The sequence below is a fragment of the uncultured Cocleimonas sp. genome (genome assembly GCF_947495625.1).
Lineage (GTDB): Bacteria > Pseudomonadota > Gammaproteobacteria > Thiotrichales > Thiotrichaceae > Cocleimonas.
The window spans coordinates 168,822-189,587 of record NZ_CANLZW010000004.1 but is presented as its reverse complement, the minus strand read 5'-3'; the positions used below and the strand labels follow the sequence as shown (position 1 = coordinate 189,587).

Sequence of the window (20,766 nt, the reverse complement as noted above, 5' to 3'; positions counted from 1 at the left end):
GAAATTGGATTAGTTTACGGCAACTTACCCTTTCCTTAGATTGTTTCAAAGAATTGCATTTAGTTGTTGAATTCACCGGGTGTCATTTCTTAAATCATTTAAGTAATTCATCGCATGCATGTACAATTAGCTGATGCATATTCTTATTATAGTCGCGTTTATTGTATTTATTATCTTCGTTCCTCAATGGTGGGCGAAGCATACATTCAAGCGATATTCAGAAGAAAAGGATCATATTGATGGAACCGGTGGTGAATTGGCAGAGCACCTTTTAAAACGCTTTGAGATGTCTCACGTGGGTGTCGAAGTTACAGAAGAAGGCAATGATCATTATGACCCAGAAAGTAAAATGGTCAGGCTTTCACCCAGTAACTATAACAATAAATCTTTAACTGCCGTTGCTGTCGCCGCTCATGAGGTGGGTCATGCTATTCAGGACCATCGTAATGAAACCAAATTAGCCTTGCGTTCAACCTTGGTAAAGTCATCTATAAAGTTACAACGATTTGGCTCGATAATCATGATGGTGATGCCGATTGTGGTAATCGCAACCAGAAGTCCATTAGCGGGATTTGTATTTTTTGCAACGGGATTACTGAGTATTGCCGGTTCTTCAGTGGTGCACTTAGTAACATTGCCCGTCGAATGGGATGCCAGCTTTGGTAAGGCGATGCCAATACTTAAAGAAGGCTATATTCGTGAGCAAGATCATGCGGCAGTTAATTCAATATTAAAAGCCGCTGCATTTACCTACATTGCGGCTTCTCTGACCAGTATCTTAAGTATTTGGCGATGGATAGCATTGCTCAGGCGTTAAGATTTAAAAGCCGATCAAGTCAATTATAAAAATCTATTCGATTAAGATTTAACGAATGAGTTGTAAGTCTATACGCAAAAACTATAATTCTATAGTTACCGCTTCAGAGCCTCTTATTGCTTTAGATTTTGCATCTTCAATAGATTCTCCTCTGGCTAAAACCACACCCATTCTACGCTCACCATCTACTTCGGGTTTGCCGAATAAACGGATTTGAGTATTGCTGTATTCAAGTGCTTTCTCAATCTGGCCAAATGAAACTTGTTGAGATTTACCTTCAACCAGAATCACGCTACTCGCAGAAGGCCCGTGAAAGTGAATATTGGGAATAGGTAATCCCAAAATAGCTCGAGCATGTAGAGCAAACTGTGACAGGTCTTGAGAAATCATGGTAACCATGCCGGTGTCATGAGGGCGAGGCGAGACTTCACTAAAAATAACGTCGTCACCTTTAATAAATAACTCAACGCCAAAAATACCGCGACCACCCAGTGCAGTGGTAACTTTCTGAGCAATCTCTTTTGATTTTTCTAGGGCTGTTTCAGACATTTTCTGTGGTTGCCACGATTGGCGATAATCACCATTGACTTGAATATGGCCAATGGGTTCACAAAAACTGGTCACTGTGTTTTCGTTTTCTAAATGACGAACAGTTAGCTGTGTGATTTCATAATCAAAATCTACAAAACCTTCGACAATAACTTTGCCAGCGCCTGTTCGCCCACCTTGCTGCGCATATTCCCAGGACTTTTCAATATCCGCTTCAGTTTTAATGGTACTCTGACCTTTGCCTGATGAACTCATGATCGGTTTTATCACGCAAGGCATTCCAATTTCTTTGACGGCGTTATCAAACTCTTCTTTAGTCTCAGCAAACCTATAAGGTGATGTTTTAATGCCGAGCTCTTCGGCAGCGAGGCGACGAATGCCTTCACGATTCATGGTTAGCTTGGCGGCATTAGCTGTCGGAATGACATGGAAGCCTTCATTTTCTAATTCAACCAGGGTGTCGGTAGCAATCGCTTCAATTTCAGGGACAATATAATCAGGTTTTTCCAACTCAATGATTTTTCTCAGCGCTGCACCATCTGTCATGGATACGGTATGGCTTCTATGCGCCACCTGCATCGCCGGTGAATTTGGATAACGATCAACAACAATCACTTCGACACCATAGCGTTGTAACTCAATCACAACTTCTTTGCCGAGCTCCCCACCCCCGCAAAAAAGAACGCGTTTCGCTGTGTTTGATAACGGTGTGCCTATCGATGTAGTCATTGTTGATTATCCTTTGTATGTCTAAAGTATATCTAAAAGATGATAAAGAATTAATTGATAATAAAAAACTGCTCTAAAGTAGGGGGGTGACTATAAAACTAGTTAAACCATCACCTGTTAAGGATCATAACCTAATACAGGGCTTAACCATTTTTCTGCTTCAGCCATGCTCCAGCCTTTACGTTGCGCATAATCCTCAACCTGATCACGCTGAACCTTACCCGTGCCAAAGTAACGCGAATTCGGGTGAGAAAAATAGAAACCAGATACAGCCGCTGCAGGCCACATTGCAAATGATTCTGTGATTTTTAAGCCAATGCGTTCTTCAGGGTTTAGTAATTCCCAAAGGGTTCCTTTCTCTGTGTGTTCAGGACATGCTGGATAACCAGGAGCAGGTCGAATGCCTTGATATTTCTCACGAATAACATCTTCATTAGCGAGGTTTTCATCTGCTGCATAACCCCAGAATACTTTACGCGTCAGTTCATGCATTTTTTCTGCTAAGGCTTCTGCAAATCTATCCGCAAGTGCCTCTAATAAAATAGCGTTGTAATCATCGTGATCCTTACGGAAGCGTTCGATGTGTTCTTCGATACCAAAACCAGTAGTGACAGCAAAAGAACCAATCCAGTCCTGTTTGCCTGAATCAGCTGGAGCAATGAAATCTGTAAGACAGAAATTAGGTTGCTGATTGTTTCTATCCATCTGCTGGCGGATGTGATGCAGGGTGGTATGTGAAGTTTTGCGTTCTTCGTCGGTATATAAATTGATATCATCAACGCCATCACTATTCGCAGGGAAGAATCCAAGCACAGCTTTACCTGTAAGCCATTTTTCTTTGATGATGGTATTTAGCATCTCTTTAGCATCATCTAGTAAACGTGTTGCCTCAACACCAACAACTTCGTCAGTCAGAATAGCAGGATATCTTCCTGCTAATTCCCAAGATCTGAAGAATGGGGTCCAGTCAAATATTTCCGTCAGATTATCCAGTGGATATTCATCAAATTGTAAAATCACGCCACCGTTGTCTAGCGTTTCGACGCTATAGTCACCAGCAATTAGAGGGCTGTTTAACTTGCCTTCAAATATTGCAGGTTTTGGTGGCGTATACGATGACCAGTCTAATGCCACTTTGTTAGCACGAGCTTGAACCAAAGTCGCAGATTTTTTATCTCGCTGGTTCGCCGCACGTTTGATGCGCATTGCATCGTACTCATCCTTCATCTCTTTATGGAATGATTCTTTATTCTCTTTAGATAAAAGTTTGCCAGCAACTCCAACAGCTCTTGAAGCGTCCGGAACATAAACCACAGAACCATTAAATTGAGGATCGACTTTAACCGCAGTATGTATCTTAGATGTGGTTGCGCCACCAATCATCAGTGGTAAATTGATTTGCTGACGTTCCATTTCTTTCGCAACGTTAACCATCTCGTCCAGAGAAGGCGTGATCAGACCGGATAAACCGATAATGTCACAATTTTCATCGCGCGCAGTTTGTAGGATTTTCTCTGCAGGAACCATGACACCTAAATCAAGGACTTCATAGCTATTACACTGCAATACGATGCCGACAATATTTTTGCCAATATCGTGAACATCACCTTTCACGGTTGCCATAAGGATTTTACCGTTACTCCTTACACCGCTGCCTTCTTTTTCAGCCAGTAAGAAGGGTTCTAGCCAAGCAACCGATTTTTTCATTACTCGCGCAGACTTAACCACTTGAGGCAAAAACATTTTACCAGAGCCGAATAAATCCCCGACCACATTCATACCGTCCATTAAAGGACCTTCAATCACATGTATAGGGCGTTTGAGTTCTGCTAAAGCTTCTTCTGTGTCTGCATCTACAAAGGCATCAATACCTTTAACTAAGGCATGCTCTAATCGTTTGCCGACTGGCCAGGTACGCCATTCTAAATCTTGTTTGTTTTCTTTTTGTGTACCATCACCAACATAATTCGGTGCTATATCGATAAGTTTCTCAGTTGCTTCCGGGTATTTATTGAGAACAACATCTTCAACAACTTCTTTGAGTTCTTTAGGTAGATTATCGTAGACTTCTAATTGGCCAGCATTAACGATACCCATGTCCATGCCGTTTTTGATGGCATGATAAAGAAATACTGAATGTATCGCTTCACGTACCGGATTATTGCCTCTGAATGAGAATGACACATTAGAAACACCGCCCGAAATCATTGCATGGGGAAGCGTATCTTTTATTGCCTTGGTAGCTATGATGAAATCCAGGCCGTAGTTGTTGTGCTCTTCAATACCTGTTGCAATAGCAAAGATATTTGGATCAAAGATGATATCTTCAGGCGGGAAGTCAGCTTGCTCTGTGAGGAATTTATATGCACGAGTACAAATTTCAACTTTACGCTCGTAGGTATCAGCTTGACCGTCTTCATCAAAGGCCATTACAACAGCAGCCGCGCCATAACGTTTAATTAATTTGGCTTGATGAAGGAAATTTTCTTCACCTTCTTTAAGCGATATCGAATTTACAATGGCTTTGCCTTGAATGCATTTAAGGCCTTCTTCGATGATCTCCCATTTAGATGAATCCACCATAATAGGTACACGTGCAATATCAGGTTCAGCAGCAATTAAATTCAAGAAACGTACCATCGCTTCTTTAGATTCCAACATGCCTTCATCCATGTTGATATCAATAATCTGTGCTCCGTTTTCTACTTGTTCTTTGGCAACTTCAAGTGCCGTATCGTAATCACCATCTTTGATAAGACGTTTAAACCTGGCAGAGCCAGTAACATTGGTTCGTTCGCCAACATTTACAAAAAGACTGTCTTTACCTATATTGAAGGGCTCAAGTCCAGACAGACGACATTCAACTGGAATATCCGGAATAATGCGAGGCTTCTTGTTTTCAACAGCATCTGCGATTGCTTTGATATGTTCTGGGCTTGAACCACAACAACCACCAACAATATTTAAATAGCCACTTTCAGCCCATTCAGCAATATGTACTGACATTTGATCTGGCTCTAAATCATATTCTCCAAACTCATTAGGTAAGCCGGCATTTGGATGAGCTGACACATTGGTTTCACTTATGCGTGAAAGTTCTTGTACATACTGTCGTAATGCATCAGGACCTAATGCACAGTTAAGACCGATAGAAATGGGTTTTGCGTGTTTTAGTGAGTTATAAAATGCTTCTGTGGTTTGACCCGATAAGGTTCTGCCAGAGGCGTCAGTAATGGTTCCCGAAATCATTACGGGTAGTTTTATATTATCTTCTTCAAATACCGTTTCAACGGCAAAAATAGCGGCTTTGGCATTCAAAGTATCGAAAATAGTTTCGATCAGAATGATATCTGAACCACCTTCTATAAGACCTCTGGTTGATGACATATAGTCTTCTACCAAATTATCAAAAGTGATTGCTCTGAAACCCGGGTCATTAACATCTGGAGACATGCTACAAGTTTTACTGGTAGGGCCCAATACACCCGCAACATATCTTGGTTTATCCGCAGTTGAAAATTTATCTGCTGCTTCACGAGCAACTTTTGCGCCAGCAACATTGAGTTCGTAAGCCAGGTTTTCCATTTCATAATCAGCCATGCTGACTCGAGTCGCATTGAAAGTATTTGTTTCAATGATGTCAGCACCAGCTTCAAGATATTCTTCATGAATCTCACCAATGATTTGAGGCTGCGTTATGGCCAATAGATCATTGTTTCCTTTGATATCCATGTGATAATCTGCGAACCGTTCGCCACGATAGTCGGCTTCTTCAAGTTTTCGGCGTTGGATCATTGTGCCCATTGCGCCATCAAGTATCATGATTCGCTTTTGTAGTATTTCTTGTATTTGTGATATTTTATTCATTAGACGTGTATGGTCATTATTGGAAATCGTTTTATACGTTATTTAGTTTCAATTGCAAGTAACATTATGGCGTTATTAGATAAGACAAGGTCGTCTTTTGGTAATAAGAAGAGCTATCCTATTAAAATGACAATTAGCCGCGCGAGTATTTCCAATGGGTTTTTCGTTTTAAAAAAGCAATATGTATTATAGAAATGTATATAGCTAAATTTTATAGACTCGTTGCATTTGACCTATGTCAATTTAGTTGTAAAACAAATCTATATAATACTTTTTAGGCTGAAGAATCTTGGTTTATTATTTTCATTTTTGAAGATTATGTTGTATTCTCGCGGCAACTTATTAGCAGATACTAATATACTTAATTATTAGTATTAATTTATAGAATATTTAAATTTACATTGAGGGTGAACGATGTCGCAAAGTGCAGCGGTAGATGGCGCAGGGATAAGCAGTTCGATTGCTTCAAGCGTTGAGAAGACTTATCTAGAACAATATAACTATGACATTGTGAAGAAATTCGCATTGATGGCAATATTTTGGGGAATAGCAGGAATGTCTGCTGGTACCTATATCGCTTCAGAATTGGCCTGGCCATTTCTAAACTTCGATATTGCACAAATCACATTTGGACGTTTACGTCCATTACACACAAGTGGTGTAATATTTGGTTTTGGTGGTAATGCTTTATTCGCTACTTCTTATTATATTGTTCAACGTACCTGTCAAACACCTTTATGGGGTGGCAAGTTAGCTGACTTCACCTTCTGGGGCTGGAATATAGCCATTACTATTGCCGGTATTGGTTACCTCTTCGGTATCACGCAAGGTCGTGAATACGCTGAGCCGGAGTGGTATGTCGATCTAATGATCACAGTTGTTTGGGTGGTTTACTTTGTAATCTACACAATGACATTACTCAAGCGTAACCAGCCACATATCTATGTTGCGAACTGGTTTTTCATGAGCTTTATACTTGCAGTTGCGCTACTTCACATCTTTAATAATCTGGCGGTACCAGTAAGCTTCTTTGGCGTAAAGTCATACAGCTTATTCTCTGGTGCACAGGATGCGATGACACAATGGTGGTATGGTCATAACGCAGTTGGTTTCTTCTTAACAGCAGCTTTCCTTGGGATGATGTACTACTTTGTTCCTAAGCAGGCTGGACGTCCGGTTTATTCATATCGTTTATCTATCATTCACTTCTGGGCGTTGAGCTTCATGTACATGTGGGTTGGTACTCACCATTTACATTGGACAGCGATTCCTGACTGGACTTCAACACTAGCAGCAACATTCTCAATCATGCTATTGATGCCTTCATGGGGTGGTATGATCAACGGTATCATGACGCTATCTGGAGCGTGGGATAAATTACGTTCTGACCCAGTTATGATGTTCTTGATTACTTCATTGTCTTTCTACGGTATGTCTACGTTCGAAGGTCCGATGATGTCACTTAAGAGTGTAAATGCACTATCTCATTATACTGACTGGACAGTTGGACACGTTCACTCGGGTGCCTTAGGTTGGGTTGCAATGGTTACCTTCGGTTCTTTCTACCACATGATTCCTAAGATTTGGAACACGACTATATACAGTTTGAAGCTCGTATACATTCACTTCTTCTTAACTACTATCGGTATTCTTCTATATATCACTGCTCTTTGGGTATCTGGTATCGGTCAAGGTTTGATGTTAAGAGCATTTGATGAATACGGAAACCTTGCATACAGCTTTATCGAAACAGTTGTATTCATGCACGGTCCATTGGTAGCTAGAGCGATAGCAGGTATGTTCATAGTCACAGGTATGTTCTTCATGACTTACAACATATGGATGACAATCGCAAAACGTAACACTGTCACTGATGAAGCAACATCAGCTGCTAAGGCTTAAGGAGATACAGCCATGATGAAACACGAAAGTATTGAAACTAATGCAGCACTGTTAATAGTTTTAACACTAGCAGCCATTAGTATCGGTGGATTAGTAGAGATCGTACCTTTGTTCTATATCGAAGGTACTGTTGAAGATGTGAAAAACGAAGATGGTAAAGACGCAGTTCGTCCTTACACTCCTTTAGAGCAACTTGGTCGTGATGTATATACACGTGAAGGTTGTTACACCTGTCATTCACAAATGATCAGGCCTTTCCGTGATGAAGCATTACGTTATGGACATTATTCTTTAGCGGCTGAATCTCAGTATGATCACCCATTCCAGTGGGGATCAAAGAGAACAGGACCTGATCTGGCTCGTGTTGGTGGTAAGTATTCAAGTGCTTGGCATACGAAGCATTTGATGGCACCTCGTTCAGTTGTTCCAGAGTCAATCATGCCTAATTATCCTTGGTTAATGGATAAGTTAGATATCACTAATGTTCAGGGAAAAATGAAGGCGCTCAAGGCAGTTGGTGTTCCTTATTCATTATCTAAAATTGAGTTTGATGCAAACGTTGAAAAGTTTGGTGAAGATGTTGCAAAGAAATTAGACATCAACGCTGCTGAGGTAAATATTGAAGCGCAATCAAAATTAGGAAATTTCGATGGTGATCCTGATAATTTAACTGAAATGGATGCCTTGGTTGCTTATTTGCAGATACTAGGCACGATGATCGATTTCAGCAAACATGATGAAGCGGAGTTTGTGAAGTTCCGCTAGGACTTTGCAAACCTTCGTAACATAGTAACAAGGTAATAATCGTATGATGAATGATATTTTCGAATGGTTCATGGTAATGGGAAATAATAAGAGTGTGACTCTTGTGATATTCGTAGTTACTTTCCTCGCTATTATAATTTACGTATATGGTAGTAAAAAGCGCAGTGCGCGCTTCGAAGAATATCGGAATATCCCTTTTCTTGATGATGACAATTTTGGTAATGATGATCAGCAAGGAAAAGCAACTGGAAGTACAAAAAGTACAGGTGAAAAATAATTATGTCTGATAAACATGAAGTAACAAAAGATCCAATCACTGGGGCAGAAACAACTGGCCATGTCTGGGATGATAATCTTCAAGAGTTTAATAATCCCTTACCACGTTGGTGGCTATGGGCGTTCTACGGAACAATCATTTTTACAATCGTATACTGGGTTATCTATCCTAGCTGGCCAACAGGTCTTGCAAAAGATGGTTTTATTCCAGGAACAAGCACATTAACGTTTAAGTCTGACAAAATAGAAGATGGCAAAAAAACAATAGCTGCTGGTCCCGAAGTCACCACTCATTGGAATACACGTGCATTACTTGCAGTACAAATGCAGACTGATCCTAACGAGCTAAAGCGTCAGACAATGGTTAAGAAAGTTGCTGCAACTCCTTTCGAAACTGTAGCAAAAGATCCTCAGCAAAGTGCTTTTGTATTGGCTTATGGTAAAGGTATCTTTGGTGATTACTGTGCTGCCTGTCATCAAGCTGGTGGACAAGGCGTAATTGGTCATTATCCAAATATTATCGATGATGCGTGGTTATGGGGTAGTGAAAGTGCTGATATCGAAACAACTATACGAAAGGGCAGAAAAGGAAATATGCCTGCTCATAAAGCTTCTTTAACAGCTACAGAGATTACTGAAGTATCTAATTATGCACTAAGCCTTTCAGGTGAGCCTGTTGACACTGCTTTAGCTGAGAAAGGTAAAGGTGTTTTTAATACTAAAGGTTGTTCTGGTTGTCATATGCCTACAGGTGTTGGTATGAAAGCACTTGGTTCTGCAAATCTTACTGACAAAATCTGGACGCAAGCGAATGTACCTGGAGCAAAAGATATGGCGGCTAAAGTTACTGCTGTTGAATATGTTGTTGAAAATGGTATCCAACGTGAAATGCCAGCTTTTGAATCTCGTTTAAGTAATGATGAGGTCAAGGTACTTGTTGCTTACATTAAATTACTAAGTGCTGAATAAAATCACTTAGTTAATTATTTTAGAATATATATGTTATTTACGGCCGGTTTTTCCGGCCGTATTTGATTTTAATTAATGTTCTTATTAATGGTTTAAGTAGACTTAAAAGCTATTAAATATTATGTCAGGTATTGATAATGAGTGACTTTCCAATTCCAGTAGTTGCAGAATCTGTAACTATACACCCACGTTCCATTAAAGGGCGTTTCAGACTATTCAAATCTGTAACACTGTATTTGGCATATCTGGTTTATTTTATTTTACCGTGGATACCGTGGAGTAGACCAGTAGGTGATCCGCAGGCCGTTCTTTTTGATATGACGGCAAGAAAGTTTTATATTTTTGGACTGGTTGTTCATGCCCAGGATATATTCTGGTTAGCGGCACTATTATTTCTGGCTGCCGTTTTATTATTCTTTTCTACGGCGTTAGTCGGTCGTGCTTTCTGTGGTTATTTCTGTTTCCAGACTTTATGGACGGATGCTTTTCGTTCAATAGAGAAGATGATTCAAGGTGATCGTGTAAAGCGTATTCGTCTAGATAAACAACCCTGGAATGGCGAAAAGATTCTCAAAAAAGGCTCAACGCATTTTTTATGGCTGTTTCTTGCCTTTTGGACGGGTTTATCATTTATTCTTTATTGGGGTTATGCGCCAGATTTAATCGTTAAGTTTTTTACTGGTCAAGCGCCATCAGTTTCATATTTCGCTACTTTTGGTTTGATGACAACGACATATCTCGCTGCGGGTTTAATGCGCGAAAAAGTTTGTCAGCATGTATGTCCTTACTCTCGTTTCCAGAGCGTCATGATCGATAAAGATACATTGGTTCCAGCTTATGATCCTGAGAGAGGTGAGGGCACAGCTGGCCGCGCAAAGCCTGTAAAAGCACTGAAAACTCAAGAAGCCAGAAAAGCAGCTGGTGTTGGAGATTGTGTAGATTGTGGTTTATGTGTTCAGGTCTGCCCTGTTGGCATCGATATTCGTGATGGTATGCAATATGCCTGTATTCAATGTGGTCTATGTGTAGATGCCTGTGATTCTATTATGGATGCTCGTGGCTGGGACCGTGGATTGATTCGTTATGAATCAGAAAATGGTTTGGAACACGGTAAAACTCACTTCTTCAAGTTAAGAACTTATGGTTATGGTTTGGCTATGATCGGTGCGATTGCTTTCCTGATGTGGAGCATGAGTGGTAAGAAGATCGTTGAAAGTACCGCAAGACAAATTAGAAGCCCGCTATATGTGTCCTTATCTGATGGTCGTATTTTGAATAGATACGAATTAAAGGTAGATAATAAATCAATGTACGATGTTAGCTTTAGCTTGAGTTTAAAAGGTCTTGATGGAGCGGAAGTCGACATGGGGCAGATTAAAGAAGTCTTATTAAAGCCTGATGAAAAGCAAAGAGTCATGGTGAAAGTGAGACGTGACCCTGCTAAATCATTGACTAATAATACTGAATTCCAATTTGTGCTTACGCCTAAAACAGGTGAAGTTAAAGAGCCTCTTTATATAGATTCTCAGTTTATAACGCCATAAAGTAACTATGACTTATAGTATGGTTTATAGCTATTCATCTAGCAATTTAGTAAATAAGCAAACATGCAACATAGAGTATTAATTAATGAGTAATTACAATCTCGTAGTGACCCTGGGTTTTGGCTCACTACTGGCATTTTTCCTGTTCTTTGTCTTTTACAAGATCATCCGCTGGGGTGGAAAGATGTCTGCGCTAGCTACAGCTGCCTTAATGCTTCTTATCTATGTGCCGTTATCGGTTACTCATTGGGTAGGCATTGATGTTTTTGCGATTCACTTTGCGTTCTTCATGATGATTCCTTATGGTCTCGGTATTATCACTGGTGTCCATGAAGAACGTCGCTTGATTGAAGGAGAAGACATCAAACGTGGGATGCATATGGCTCCAGCACTCATCATTGTGTTTTTTATTCTACTGGCAACGGTTGATAGTTTTATCATTTCATCAGCTACGGGTGGATTAGATACTGGCTTAGCGAAAATATTATTACCCAAAGCAGCCAGTGAAGATGTTGGCGTCAATATCAGCTCACAGTTCACGGGTGCTGTTTCGAATGATCTACAAGATGAAGAACACCAGTTTAATGTCTATGTAGAAAAAATGAAAAAGCAACGTGAAAGAGGTTGGCGAGTATCAGGCGGTTGGGACCAATCACCTATTGTTGATACTGAGACTAATTTTAATCTAATCGTCAAAGATCGCTCGGGTAATCCAATCAGTGATGCAACGGTTACTTCTGAATTTAGACGCGCTTCTGATATGAGCTACGATAAACTCTATACGCTTACAGAGACGGATAAAGAAAACCATGCTGGAAAATATTCGGTTCCTGTTTCACTGCCTTTATTAGGGTGTTGGGAAATGAAGATTCTTGTGATCAAAGGTGAAGGAGAAAATATGGCAGAGCATGAGATTAAAGGTGAATCTGTAGTATCTTCAATCGTCGATGGTAAGATTGTTACACCAGAATGTGCTGAAGGTGAGCCAGATGTGGAACAAAAGCGTTTACGCTAATAGTTTCCAGAAAAAACAGCTTAAAAGTAGGGGGGTGGCTTTTCTAGGCTCACCAAGAGCCAGAAAAGTCACCCCCCTACTTATAGGCACTTTTTTAAGCTTTGTTTTACAGCACTCACTCGTTCACGGTTAAACGCATACACTCATGTCTCAAGATTGTTTTCACTGTGGACTCCCTGTACCAAATGGTTCGTCCTACACGGTTGTTATCGATAACAAACAGCAACCAATGTGTTGCAACGGTTGCAAAGCGGTCGCTGAAGCAATCGTTGAAAACGGCCTCACAGATTTTTACAAACACCGCACTACCAATTCCAGAAAAGCTGAAGATTTAATTCCTGAAGAGCTTTTTGTTTACGATAATGAATCATTACAAAAAAGTTTTGTCCATTCTGAAGATGGCACCATTCGTGAAGCGTCTTTAGTCCTGGAAGGCATAGTTTGTGCAGCCTGTGTCTGGTTAAACGAAAAGCATGTGTTAGCTTTACCCGGTGTTATTGAATTCCGCATAAATTATTCAACAAGTCGAGCCAGTTTAAAGTGGAATAATGACCAGATAAAACTTAGTGAAGTTCTGCAAGCAATTGTAGACATCGGTTATCACGCTCATCCTTTTGACCCCGGTCGCATGGAAACCCTGCAGAAAAAAGAAAAATCATTAGCTTTAAGACGTATTGCGCTAGCTGGTATGGGAATGATGCAGGTGATGATGCCAGCAATTGCTATCTATATTGGTGAAAGTTCTGATATGTCTGACTCCATGCTGCATTTCCTGCGCTGGATTAGTTTGATCATTACCACGCCTGTGGTGTTTTATTCTTCTCGCGTGTTTTTTACCTCTGCCTGGCGCGATCTAAAGCGTCGTCATTTTGGCATGGATGTACCTGTTTCATTAGCTATTGGAAGCGCTTATCTGGCGAGTATCTGGGCAACGTTAACCAATACTGGCGAAGTGTATTTCGATTCGGTGGTGATGTTTACCTTCTTTTTGTTGCTCGGTCGATTCTTTGAAATGGGTGTCAGACATAAAGCAGGGCAGGTTGCGGATGCTTTAGTCCGGTTATTGCCACAAACTGCGACGCGCCTCGATAAAGACGAGCAGGGCAATGAAATTCAAACTGTCATCGCAGCCAATGAGTTGGCGCTGGAAGACAAAGTTATCATTAAACCGGGTGAAACTATTCCAGCCGATGGGAATGTTATTGAGGGAACCAGTAGTGTAAATGAATCACTACTTACCGGCGAGAATATGCCCTTACAAAAACAATTCGGTGACGAACTTATTGGTGGCACCTTAAACGTTGAAAGCCCATTGACGATGAAAGTCATGAAATTGGGCGATAGCACCATGCTTTCATCCATTATTCGTTTGCTGGATCGTGCTCAAACCGAAAAACCTAATCTAGCCAAGTTTGCAGATAAAAGTGCCGCATGGTTTGTTTTAGCACTTCTCGGAGTTGCGTTACTGGTATTTATAGCATGGTGGTTTATAGACCCTTCAAGAGCTTTCTGGGTGGCTTTATCAGTGTTAGTGATCACATGCCCTTGCGCCTTGTCATTAGCTACTCCAGCAGCTTTAACGGCCACCACAGGTAATCTCACACAAAAAGGTGTGTTGACCACCAGAGGTCACGCCTTAGAAACCTTAAGTAAAGTGACTCACGTTATCTTTGATAAAACAGGCACATTGACTCATGGAAGACATCAACTTATCGGTATTGATGTATTAGGTAGTTTTGACAAATCAAAGTGCATGCAGTTTGCTGCTGGATTGGAGGCTGCTTCTGAACATCCTCTCGCTAAAGCCCTTTCGGAGATTACTAACAGTCACGTTGTTTTCGACAAACTCTCAGCAGAGTCAGGTAAAGGAGTTACAGGTGATTATCAAAACCAAGAGTTCCGCTTAGGTTCTTTTAATTATGCGAACCAATTGGCAGAAATGGATTTGCCAGATAATACATTCAATACCAATATAGATTCTCCAGTTTCTACCGTTTACCTGGCAAAAAAAGGGGAATGGATAGCCGCGTTTCATTTACAGGATGAAATCAGAGAAGAATCAAAATCAGCGATTACTTCTCTACAATCAGCCGGTATCAATGTCAGTTTGCTCAGTGGTGATAATGATGCCGCAGTAAAATCAGTGGCAGAAACGCTAGGAATTACTAATTATCAGGCAAAGTTACTTCCTGCTGATAAACTAAATGCCGTACAAGCACTGCAATCTAAAGGTGAAGTAGTTGCCATGATAGGCGATGGCGTGAATGATGCGCCTGTGCTTGCTGCAGCCAATGTATCCATTGCCATGGGAAAGGGTTCACAATTAGCCCAGGCAAGCGCTGATATGATCTTATTAGCTGAAGATTTAAATCAGATACCTGCTTCGATTACCTTATCAAAGCGCATGCAAACAATCATCCATCAGAATTTTAGCTGGGCAATTTTATACAATGTGGTTGCCGTACCTATTGCTGCCATGGGTTTTGTTACACCCTGGATGGCAGCAATTGGAATGTCGATGAGTTCTTTATTGGTGGTTTTAAACGCGTTAAGACTCAAGTAAGTTTTTATGCAGGTTTTTTCCAGCGTAACTTCTTTTCGATTGAAGAAATTACCATGCCCGCAATGTCTTTACCTGTTGCTGTTTCAATACCTTCCAGGCCTGGTGAAGAGTTTACCTCTAACAGTAGCGGGCCTTTAGACGAACGAATAATATCAACACCTGCAACTTTTAAACCTAAGGTTTTAGCAGCATCTAACGCTAATTTTCGCTCTTCTGAACTGATACGAACCACTGATGCAGTACCACCAAGATGTAGATTAGCTCTAAACTCTCCTGGTGCCGCTTCACGTTGAATCGTCGCAACTACTTTGTTGTCGATTACAAAACAACGTAAGTCTTTACCATCCGCTTCTTTAACGAATTCCTGTACCAATAAATTTGCATGAAGGGCTTTAAATGCATTGATTACACTTTCTGCTGCTTTACGGGTTTCAGCCAATACCACGCCGCTGCCTTGAGTGCCTTCTAAAAGTTTTACAATTAATGGCGCACCACCCACCATGTCGATAAGGTCATTGGTATCAATAGGGGAATTGGCGAAACCAGTGGTAGGTATATTCAAACCCTTCTTTATCAATAACTGTAAAGAAAACAACTTATCTCGGGACTGAGTTATCGCTGTAGATGTGTTAGTGGTATAGATCCCCATACTTTCAAACTGACGGGCCAAGGCACAGCCATAGAAAGTCATACTAGGGCGAATTCTGGTGATAACGGCATCCAAATCATTCAGTAATCGACCGCCTCGATAATGAATCTCTGGCTCTTCAGCATCCATTTTCATATAACAATGGCGCATATTTAGAAATACGGCTTGATGACCATGTTCCTCTGCAGCTTCCATTAAACGTTGATTACTATAAAGATTAGGATTACTCGCTAAAATACCAATCTTTAAACCATCTTGAGGTTGCTTATTGGTGCCATAATGTCCTTTAAGTTGCTCTTTGCTTACACTGCCCAGGTTGCAACTTTCTGCCGGATCAACCAGCATTCTATGTCTCATTGCTTCGCGACCAAGCAACATGCGGTAACCCATCGAATCGCGATTGGTCAGAGTCAACTCAACATCCCAGCTATGATCGCCTGCACTTAATTGTGTGCTTATTACATAACGTTTTTCAGTGGTTCCGTTAGAGCTTTTAATGTTTCTTCTATCTACTACAGCGGCTTCACAACGAACAACAGTACGTCTATTTTTCTGTAACGGGTGAACCTCAAATGTTACCCAAGGGGTACCGTTACGTTTAAACGTACTGATATTATCAGCATGCAATGATGAAGTTTTTGCACCTGAATCTACACGTGCTTTAATTGCGGGAATACCCAAATTAGGGAAGCTGAGCCATTCTTCACTTCCTACAATTATTTTGTCATCCATTTATTGATCCTTTGTTTATCATTAGTCTGTTTATTGAGTTGGGGGATTTGTAATGTGTTTTTAGATTTATTATTTAAGAATAACTTCAAACTGTTAATAAATCATGAATTTATTTTTCATTCTTAGAAGCAATCTGATAATAGTTTCTGCATCGTGTTAAGACCTAAGTTACGAGTCAGTTCTATATTTCTTTCTGGGATATTCTCAGGGTTTGGATAGCTCTCTAATACTTTTTCTAAACTAGCTTCGCGAAGTAAATGTAGCATCGGGTAGGGTGATCGATTGGTGTAATTACTCGCGTCATTTTCATCGGAATCAGCAAATAGATACTGTGGGTGAAAACTGGCTAATTGGTAAATGCCTTCATAACCTTGTTTATGCATCAAGGCATCTGCTATCTCTAAAAAATCGAGATAATCATCAAAGTCAGAAAGAGAATCAGGAAAAATTAACAGGCTCGTTTCGATAGCAGCATCATTGTCGAGCTTTTCACAATTGATGATGAGTTGCTCAAGTTGTTGTTCGATTCCGGATTGTTCGATCAGTTCGTAGTAAATCGTGTTATTCACGAATTCGCGTTTAGCAAACGGACAAATTGAATGTTCGATAATAACCGTGTTTAGCCATTTTTGAGTTTGGCTAATTGCTTTAAATTCTGTATTTGATGTGGGTAAAGTAGTCATTCGTGTATTGTAAATACACCCCCCCACTTATAGCGAGTTTTTGTTTAAATATTTATGATTTTAATTCGAATATTGTAAATATACATCGATGAACCGAGCACTAAAGTGTTCTAACCAGATGGCTACGATCAAGAAGCGCCCCATATTTAAGTAGAATATTTACCGCTTCGCTGTTGCCTTCCTGAATTGCAAAAGTTAAAGGTGAGGTGTTATCGCTAGAATGTGTATTCACATTTGCACCTTGTTCCAGCAAGAATTTGATAATATCGTTACTACCCATTCTAACGGCACAATTCAGTGCTGTTTCTTTGAAGTTATCTTTAAGTTCTAAGTCAGCGTCATGATCGATTAACAACTTTATCATTTTTGTATTCTGAACATGGATAGCAAAGTGTAAAGGTGTTTGACCTCTAATCAAGAAATTCACATCGAAAGAAGAATCTACAATCACTTTTAAGGTATCGAAAATATTATGTTCTATTAAAGTAACAATCAGTATTTGTTGATGGATCTCACTAAGTTGATAAAATTTTAATAGGACTTCTTTACTGTTATTTAGAGCGTCATAAATCGAAATGATCTCTTCAATATTATCGTACAAGTTGCTTTCTGGGATTTTGTTTTTATCAGCACTTTTTTTTATATCAATATTTGAATTTGCCGAAGGCTTAAGCAATTTCAGAGTAGATGATAAAGATGGGAATTTCATAATCAGTGTGTTTCTTATTAACTATTTTATTTTAGTTATTGAGTTGTTAATTAAACGAGTAAGATTCATTGTAAAACACGGTTACTGAACTGATCGTTAATGACTGCTAATTAGCGGGATATTATTCAACTGCTATCTTTAGTTAGGCTGAAAAAATCGCTTATAAATAGTTTTTCGAATAGTTTTTTCTAGTTAGGCACCCTCCCACTTATAGGTACTTTTTTGATATTATTTTTTTAATATCTACCCTGAGCGTAGACTGTCTAACTCTGATCAATCCCAGTCTAGCTGTTAAGTACTTGAAATAATAACGCTATCTTTTTCTGCTTTTTTAATCATTTCTATGATTTGTTTATTCTTGAACTTAAGCGCAAGATCTAACGCTGTTTGACCTTTTTTGTTTTTAATAGAGAGGTTTACATCCTGCTTTAATAAGTATTCCAGCGTGTCTCTTTTTTTGCCCTTAACCGCCAGCATAACTATAGTCCAACCACTGTTTGTGGTTTTATGAATGTCTGCACCTTTATCGATTAATAATTTAAGCGTATCCAGTGAATGGTGACGAGCAGTTGATAGGGCAGCTGTCCAGCCCGTTTTATTTTGAATATCAACTTTCGCACCCTGATCTATTAAATATCTGATGACGTTTTTATGACCCCAACCAGCTGCTCTCATTAATGGCGTGTCTTTTTTATTTGTAGCAAGCGCATGAATATCAGAACCTTGTTGGTGTAAGAGTTTTACAACCTCTAAATGGCCATGTCTTGCCGCCAAATGTAACGCTGTTGAACCGTCTTTGTCACGCGCATGAATATCAACGCCATTCTTAAGCAACATTCTGACAACTTCATAATCGCCTTTACTACTGGCTTTTAATAAAATGTCTTGTGGTTTTTTAACAATGCTCAATAACTCTTTTACTGTATTAGCATGACTATAATGGGCTGCCAGCCATAGCGGTCCGTGTTTGAATTTGTTGGTACGTTCGAGATTAGCGCCAGACGCTAAAAGAATCTTTACAATGTCAGTGTGGCCATTGGCAGCTGCAGTCATTAACGGAGTGTTTTTTGATTTTTCGGTGGGCAGCTCTATATCAGCCGAATGCTTTAATAATTGTGAAACAACGTCAGTATTGCCTTTGTTGCTGGCTAACGAAAGTGGGCTCCAGCCATTATTGGAACGCGAATCGACATCGATGCCATTATCAATCAGATAGTCAACAAGATGGGGATGATTGTAATTAGCTGCATAATGTAGCAAGGTCCAACCATTCTTCTGTTGTTTTATATGTAGATTAGCGTCGTGTTTAACGAGTAATTCTATGGCCTCTTTATTGCCTTTATACGCAGCTGTAGTGAGTGGTGAAGAGCCACTTTTACCGACGGTGTTTACATCTGCTCCCTGACTTATCAGGTATTTGAGCATCTCAATGTCATCCGTTCTGACTGCACTTTTTAAAGCGCTTTCCTGGTCTTCATCTTTTAGTTCGAGGTCTGCACTGTTTTTCACCAGTACTTTAATCGCATCCAGATTTTTGTCTTCAATCGCAAAATGCAGCGGTGATTTTCCTACGTAAAGATAGTTAATATCAAATCCGGATTTAATGATTGAATCTAACAAATCAGAGCGTTTGAGTCTTATTAATGTAAAGAAAATTATTTTCTGGTTTGATGGATGAAGCTTATTGAATCTATTGAGTAGTGCAGTCTCTTCACTTTTCTCTGATTCCATTGTCAGAAAATCTTTAACGATAGAGCGGGGATTATTCTCTGCATGAGAAGTAATAGGAAGAGCAAGTAAAAGAGAAGATAGGCTGATCGTTAGAAACAATGGCGTGCTTTTCATAGGTTTTTATTATTATGTATGAGAGGTATTTTAAATAATAAAGGAAAAACAGGATGTTATGAAATCTATAAGACAAGAGGTGTCTTAGAAAATAACGATTTTTATTATTATACACCCCCCTACTTATAGGCGGTTTTTACAGGCACTTTTTTATTTGTAACTATCAATCACTCTCTGAAAACCTTTCTTCAGGGTGACTCTTTCAAAAGCCTGTTCTAATTGTTTGATCAAATTAGTGGGGACTGACTTTTTTGAAAAACCAAAATAAACCTGATTTGTGTTGATAACGAATGGGTCTACTTTATATTCCCCGGTTTTCATCAATTCAATTTCGGCAGATACACCGCTGTAATTCTGTCTTAATATCCCAATAATTCTGCCTAATTTAAGTTTTTTAACGTTGTTTTCCTGAGAGTATGTTTTCTCGAATTTATCAGCAAAAACGGGGTCATTTTCTATTTTATCTTTAAAGGCTTTGCCAAAATATGCCCCATGTTGAATGCCAATTTTACCGGGTAAGTTTTTGATGTCATCCAAGGATTGAATCTCTGTATTGACTGACTTTTTTAATAAAAGTTGAATCGTTTCATTGTTATGTGGACCAATAAAGTGGATGTATTCTTTTCTTTCGTCCGTAATTGACATATTCATCATCATATCAACCTGGCCTGATTTCATTAATTCTAGTGATCGAGCCCAATTGATATTCTCAAAATGTACGTCGCAATTTGCTTCATTGAGTAATTCTTTTGTTAAATCTATGGTTAAACCAACCCATTGTTTGGATTCGTCTTGATAAAATAATGGAGGAATTTGCGTGACACGTGCATTGATATTGCATGTTTCTGCATTGATTGCAGTACTGCTAAAAAATATAAAAACAACTACAACTACAACTACAAGTACATTAACTATACTTATAACCTGTTTCATACTATTTACCCCTGTATTTGTTGCTGTTTTAATGAAAGAGTCAGATAAAAGTTTACGTATGTCATTGCACGTTGATACATATTTGTATTTATTGATGTGCAATATAAGTTTTTGAAATAAAACTGGCAAGATAAAATTCCTTTATCATCTTATGGAGAGTAGGGACGTTAAATAGTTCAGAATAGTTTAACTATAGTTTTGTTTTGCTTTTGTTCTGTC

General features: G+C 39.5%; 15 protein-coding genes and 1 pseudogene. 8 read left to right on the top strand and 8 right to left on the bottom strand.

All coding sequences use genetic code 11. The features are described from left to right. Nucleotides 1–133 precede the first annotated feature (133 nt). Nucleotides 134–817: a zinc metallopeptidase gene (locus Q1A31_RS03930; RefSeq protein WP_299872656.1), complete on the top strand. Its 684-nt coding sequence runs from the start codon at nt 134–136 to the stop codon at nt 815–817. Nucleotides 818–898: 81 nt separating this feature from the next. Here Q1A31_RS03930 and purT read toward each other — a convergent pair whose 3' ends face one another. Both purT and metH read right to left on the bottom strand, forming a co-directional pair. Continuing rightward, on the bottom strand, nt 899–2,095 hold the full coding sequence (gene purT / locus Q1A31_RS03925; RefSeq protein ID WP_299872653.1) for a formate-dependent phosphoribosylglycinamide formyltransferase: 1,197 nt from the start codon (nt 2,093–2,095) through the stop codon (nt 899–901). A gap of 117 nt (nt 2,096–2,212) precedes the next feature. Beyond that, entirely contained in the window at nt 2,213–5,962 is a 3,750-nt protein-coding gene (gene metH, locus Q1A31_RS03920) for a methionine synthase (protein WP_299872651.1), read from the bottom strand. A 414-nt stretch (nt 5,963–6,376) separates the two neighbouring features. On the opposite strand from metH, the gene ccoN reads away from it, so the two are divergent. The 7 genes from ccoN to Q1A31_RS03885 all read left to right on the top strand — a co-directional run bounded on the left by ccoN (nt 6,377) and on the right by Q1A31_RS03885 (nt 14,996). Beyond that, on the top strand, nt 6,377–7,864 hold the full coding sequence (ccoN, locus tag Q1A31_RS03915; protein ID WP_299872648.1) for a cytochrome-c oxidase, cbb3-type subunit I: 1,488 nt from the start codon (nt 6,377–6,379) through the stop codon (nt 7,862–7,864). Nucleotides 7,865–7,876: 12 nt separating this feature from the next. After that, nucleotides 7,877–8,629, top strand: a complete 753-nt coding sequence (gene ccoO / locus Q1A31_RS03910; protein WP_366942967.1) for a cytochrome-c oxidase, cbb3-type subunit II — start codon at nt 7,877–7,879, stop codon at nt 8,627–8,629. A 43-nt stretch (nt 8,630–8,672) separates the two neighbouring features. After that, nucleotides 8,673–8,906 carry a cbb3-type cytochrome c oxidase subunit 3 gene (locus tag Q1A31_RS03905; RefSeq protein WP_299872645.1) on the top strand — a complete coding sequence of 78 codons (234 nt, stop codon included), beginning with the start codon at nt 8,673–8,675 and terminating at the stop codon, nt 8,904–8,906. 2 nt (nt 8,907–8,908) lie between these two features. Beyond that, complete coding sequence (locus Q1A31_RS03900) at nt 8,909–9,874, top strand: cbb3-type cytochrome c oxidase N-terminal domain-containing protein (protein WP_299872642.1); 966 nt, start codon at nt 8,909–8,911, stop codon at nt 9,872–9,874. Nucleotides 9,875–10,011: 137 nt separating this feature from the next. Beyond that, on the top strand, nt 10,012–11,418 hold the full coding sequence (ccoG, locus tag Q1A31_RS03895) for a cytochrome c oxidase accessory protein CcoG (RefSeq protein WP_299872639.1): 1,407 nt from the start codon (nt 10,012–10,014) through the stop codon (nt 11,416–11,418). Nucleotides 11,419–11,503: 85 nt separating this feature from the next. Next, a complete protein-coding gene (locus tag Q1A31_RS03890; RefSeq protein WP_299872636.1) occupies nt 11,504–12,433 on the top strand; it encodes a FixH family protein in 930 nt (309 codons plus the stop codon). 145 nt (nt 12,434–12,578) lie between these two features. Continuing rightward, nucleotides 12,579–14,996: a heavy metal translocating P-type ATPase gene (locus Q1A31_RS03885; RefSeq protein ID WP_299872633.1), complete on the top strand. Its 2,418-nt coding sequence runs from the start codon at nt 12,579–12,581 to the stop codon at nt 14,994–14,996. 4 nt (nt 14,997–15,000) lie between these two features. On the opposite strand, the gene rimK is transcribed toward Q1A31_RS03885, so the two are convergent. The 6 genes and pseudogenes from rimK to Q1A31_RS03855 form a co-directional block, all read right to left on the bottom strand. Next, nucleotides 15,001–15,888: a 30S ribosomal protein S6--L-glutamate ligase gene (gene rimK / locus Q1A31_RS03880; protein ID WP_299872662.1), complete on the bottom strand. Its 888-nt coding sequence runs from the start codon at nt 15,886–15,888 to the stop codon at nt 15,001–15,003. A gap of 93 nt (nt 15,889–15,981) precedes the next feature. Beyond that, nucleotides 15,982–16,377, bottom strand: a pseudogene (locus Q1A31_RS03875) (ATP-dependent zinc protease); the annotation flags it as partial. 122 nt (nt 16,378–16,499) lie between these two features. Next, a complete protein-coding gene (locus Q1A31_RS03870) occupies nt 16,500–17,060 on the bottom strand; it encodes a DUF1415 domain-containing protein (protein ID WP_299872630.1) in 561 nt (186 codons plus the stop codon). Between the two features lie 100 nt (nt 17,061–17,160). Then, on the bottom strand, nt 17,161–17,769 hold the full coding sequence (locus Q1A31_RS03865; RefSeq protein WP_299872627.1) for an ankyrin repeat domain-containing protein: 609 nt from the start codon (nt 17,767–17,769) through the stop codon (nt 17,161–17,163). 291 nt (nt 17,770–18,060) lie between these two features. Beyond that, nucleotides 18,061–19,614 (bottom strand): ankyrin repeat domain-containing protein, encoded by a 1,554-nt coding sequence (locus Q1A31_RS03860; protein ID WP_299872624.1) that lies wholly within the window; start codon nt 19,612–19,614, stop codon nt 18,061–18,063. A gap of 150 nt (nt 19,615–19,764) precedes the next feature. Then, nucleotides 19,765–20,547, bottom strand: coding sequence for an ABC transporter substrate-binding protein (locus Q1A31_RS03855; RefSeq protein WP_299872621.1), 783 nt, complete (start codon nt 20,545–20,547; stop codon nt 19,765–19,767). Nucleotides 20,548–20,766 lie beyond the last annotated feature (219 nt).

What these genes read in the sequence shown, in the direction of transcription:
- Q1A31_RS03905 (WP_299872645.1), top strand. Translation starts at nt 8,673, where the DNA reads ATGATGAATGATATTTTCGAATGGTTCATGGTAATGGGAAATAATAAG.
- metH (WP_299872651.1), bottom strand. Translation starts at nt 5,962, where the DNA reads ATGAATAAAATATCACAAATACAAGAAATACTACAAAAGCGAATCATG.
- Q1A31_RS03890 (WP_299872636.1), top strand. Translation starts at nt 11,504, where the DNA reads ATGAGTAATTACAATCTCGTAGTGACCCTGGGTTTTGGCTCACTACTG.
- Q1A31_RS03930 (WP_299872656.1), top strand. Translation starts at nt 134, where the DNA reads ATGCATATTCTTATTATAGTCGCGTTTATTGTATTTATTATCTTCGTT.
- Q1A31_RS03855 (WP_299872621.1), bottom strand. Translation starts at nt 20,547, where the DNA reads ATGAAACAGGTTATAAGTATAGTTAATGTACTTGTAGTTGTAGTTGTA.
- ccoG (WP_299872639.1), top strand. Translation starts at nt 10,012, where the DNA reads ATGAGTGACTTTCCAATTCCAGTAGTTGCAGAATCTGTAACTATACAC.
- Q1A31_RS03860 (WP_299872624.1), bottom strand. Translation starts at nt 19,614, where the DNA reads ATGAAAAGCACGCCATTGTTTCTAACGATCAGCCTATCTTCTCTTTTA.
- Q1A31_RS03870 (WP_299872630.1), bottom strand. Translation starts at nt 17,060, where the DNA reads ATGACTACTTTACCCACATCAAATACAGAATTTAAAGCAATTAGCCAA.
- Q1A31_RS03865 (WP_299872627.1), bottom strand. Translation starts at nt 17,769, where the DNA reads ATGAAATTCCCATCTTTATCATCTACTCTGAAATTGCTTAAGCCTTCG.
- purT (WP_299872653.1), bottom strand. Translation starts at nt 2,095, where the DNA reads ATGACTACATCGATAGGCACACCGTTATCAAACACAGCGAAACGCGTT.
- Q1A31_RS03900 (WP_299872642.1), top strand. Translation starts at nt 8,909, where the DNA reads ATGTCTGATAAACATGAAGTAACAAAAGATCCAATCACTGGGGCAGAA.
- Q1A31_RS03885 (WP_299872633.1), top strand. Translation starts at nt 12,579, where the DNA reads ATGTCTCAAGATTGTTTTCACTGTGGACTCCCTGTACCAAATGGTTCG.
- ccoO (WP_366942967.1), top strand. Translation starts at nt 7,877, where the DNA reads ATGATGAAACACGAAAGTATTGAAACTAATGCAGCACTGTTAATAGTT.
- ccoN (WP_299872648.1), top strand. Translation starts at nt 6,377, where the DNA reads ATGTCGCAAAGTGCAGCGGTAGATGGCGCAGGGATAAGCAGTTCGATT.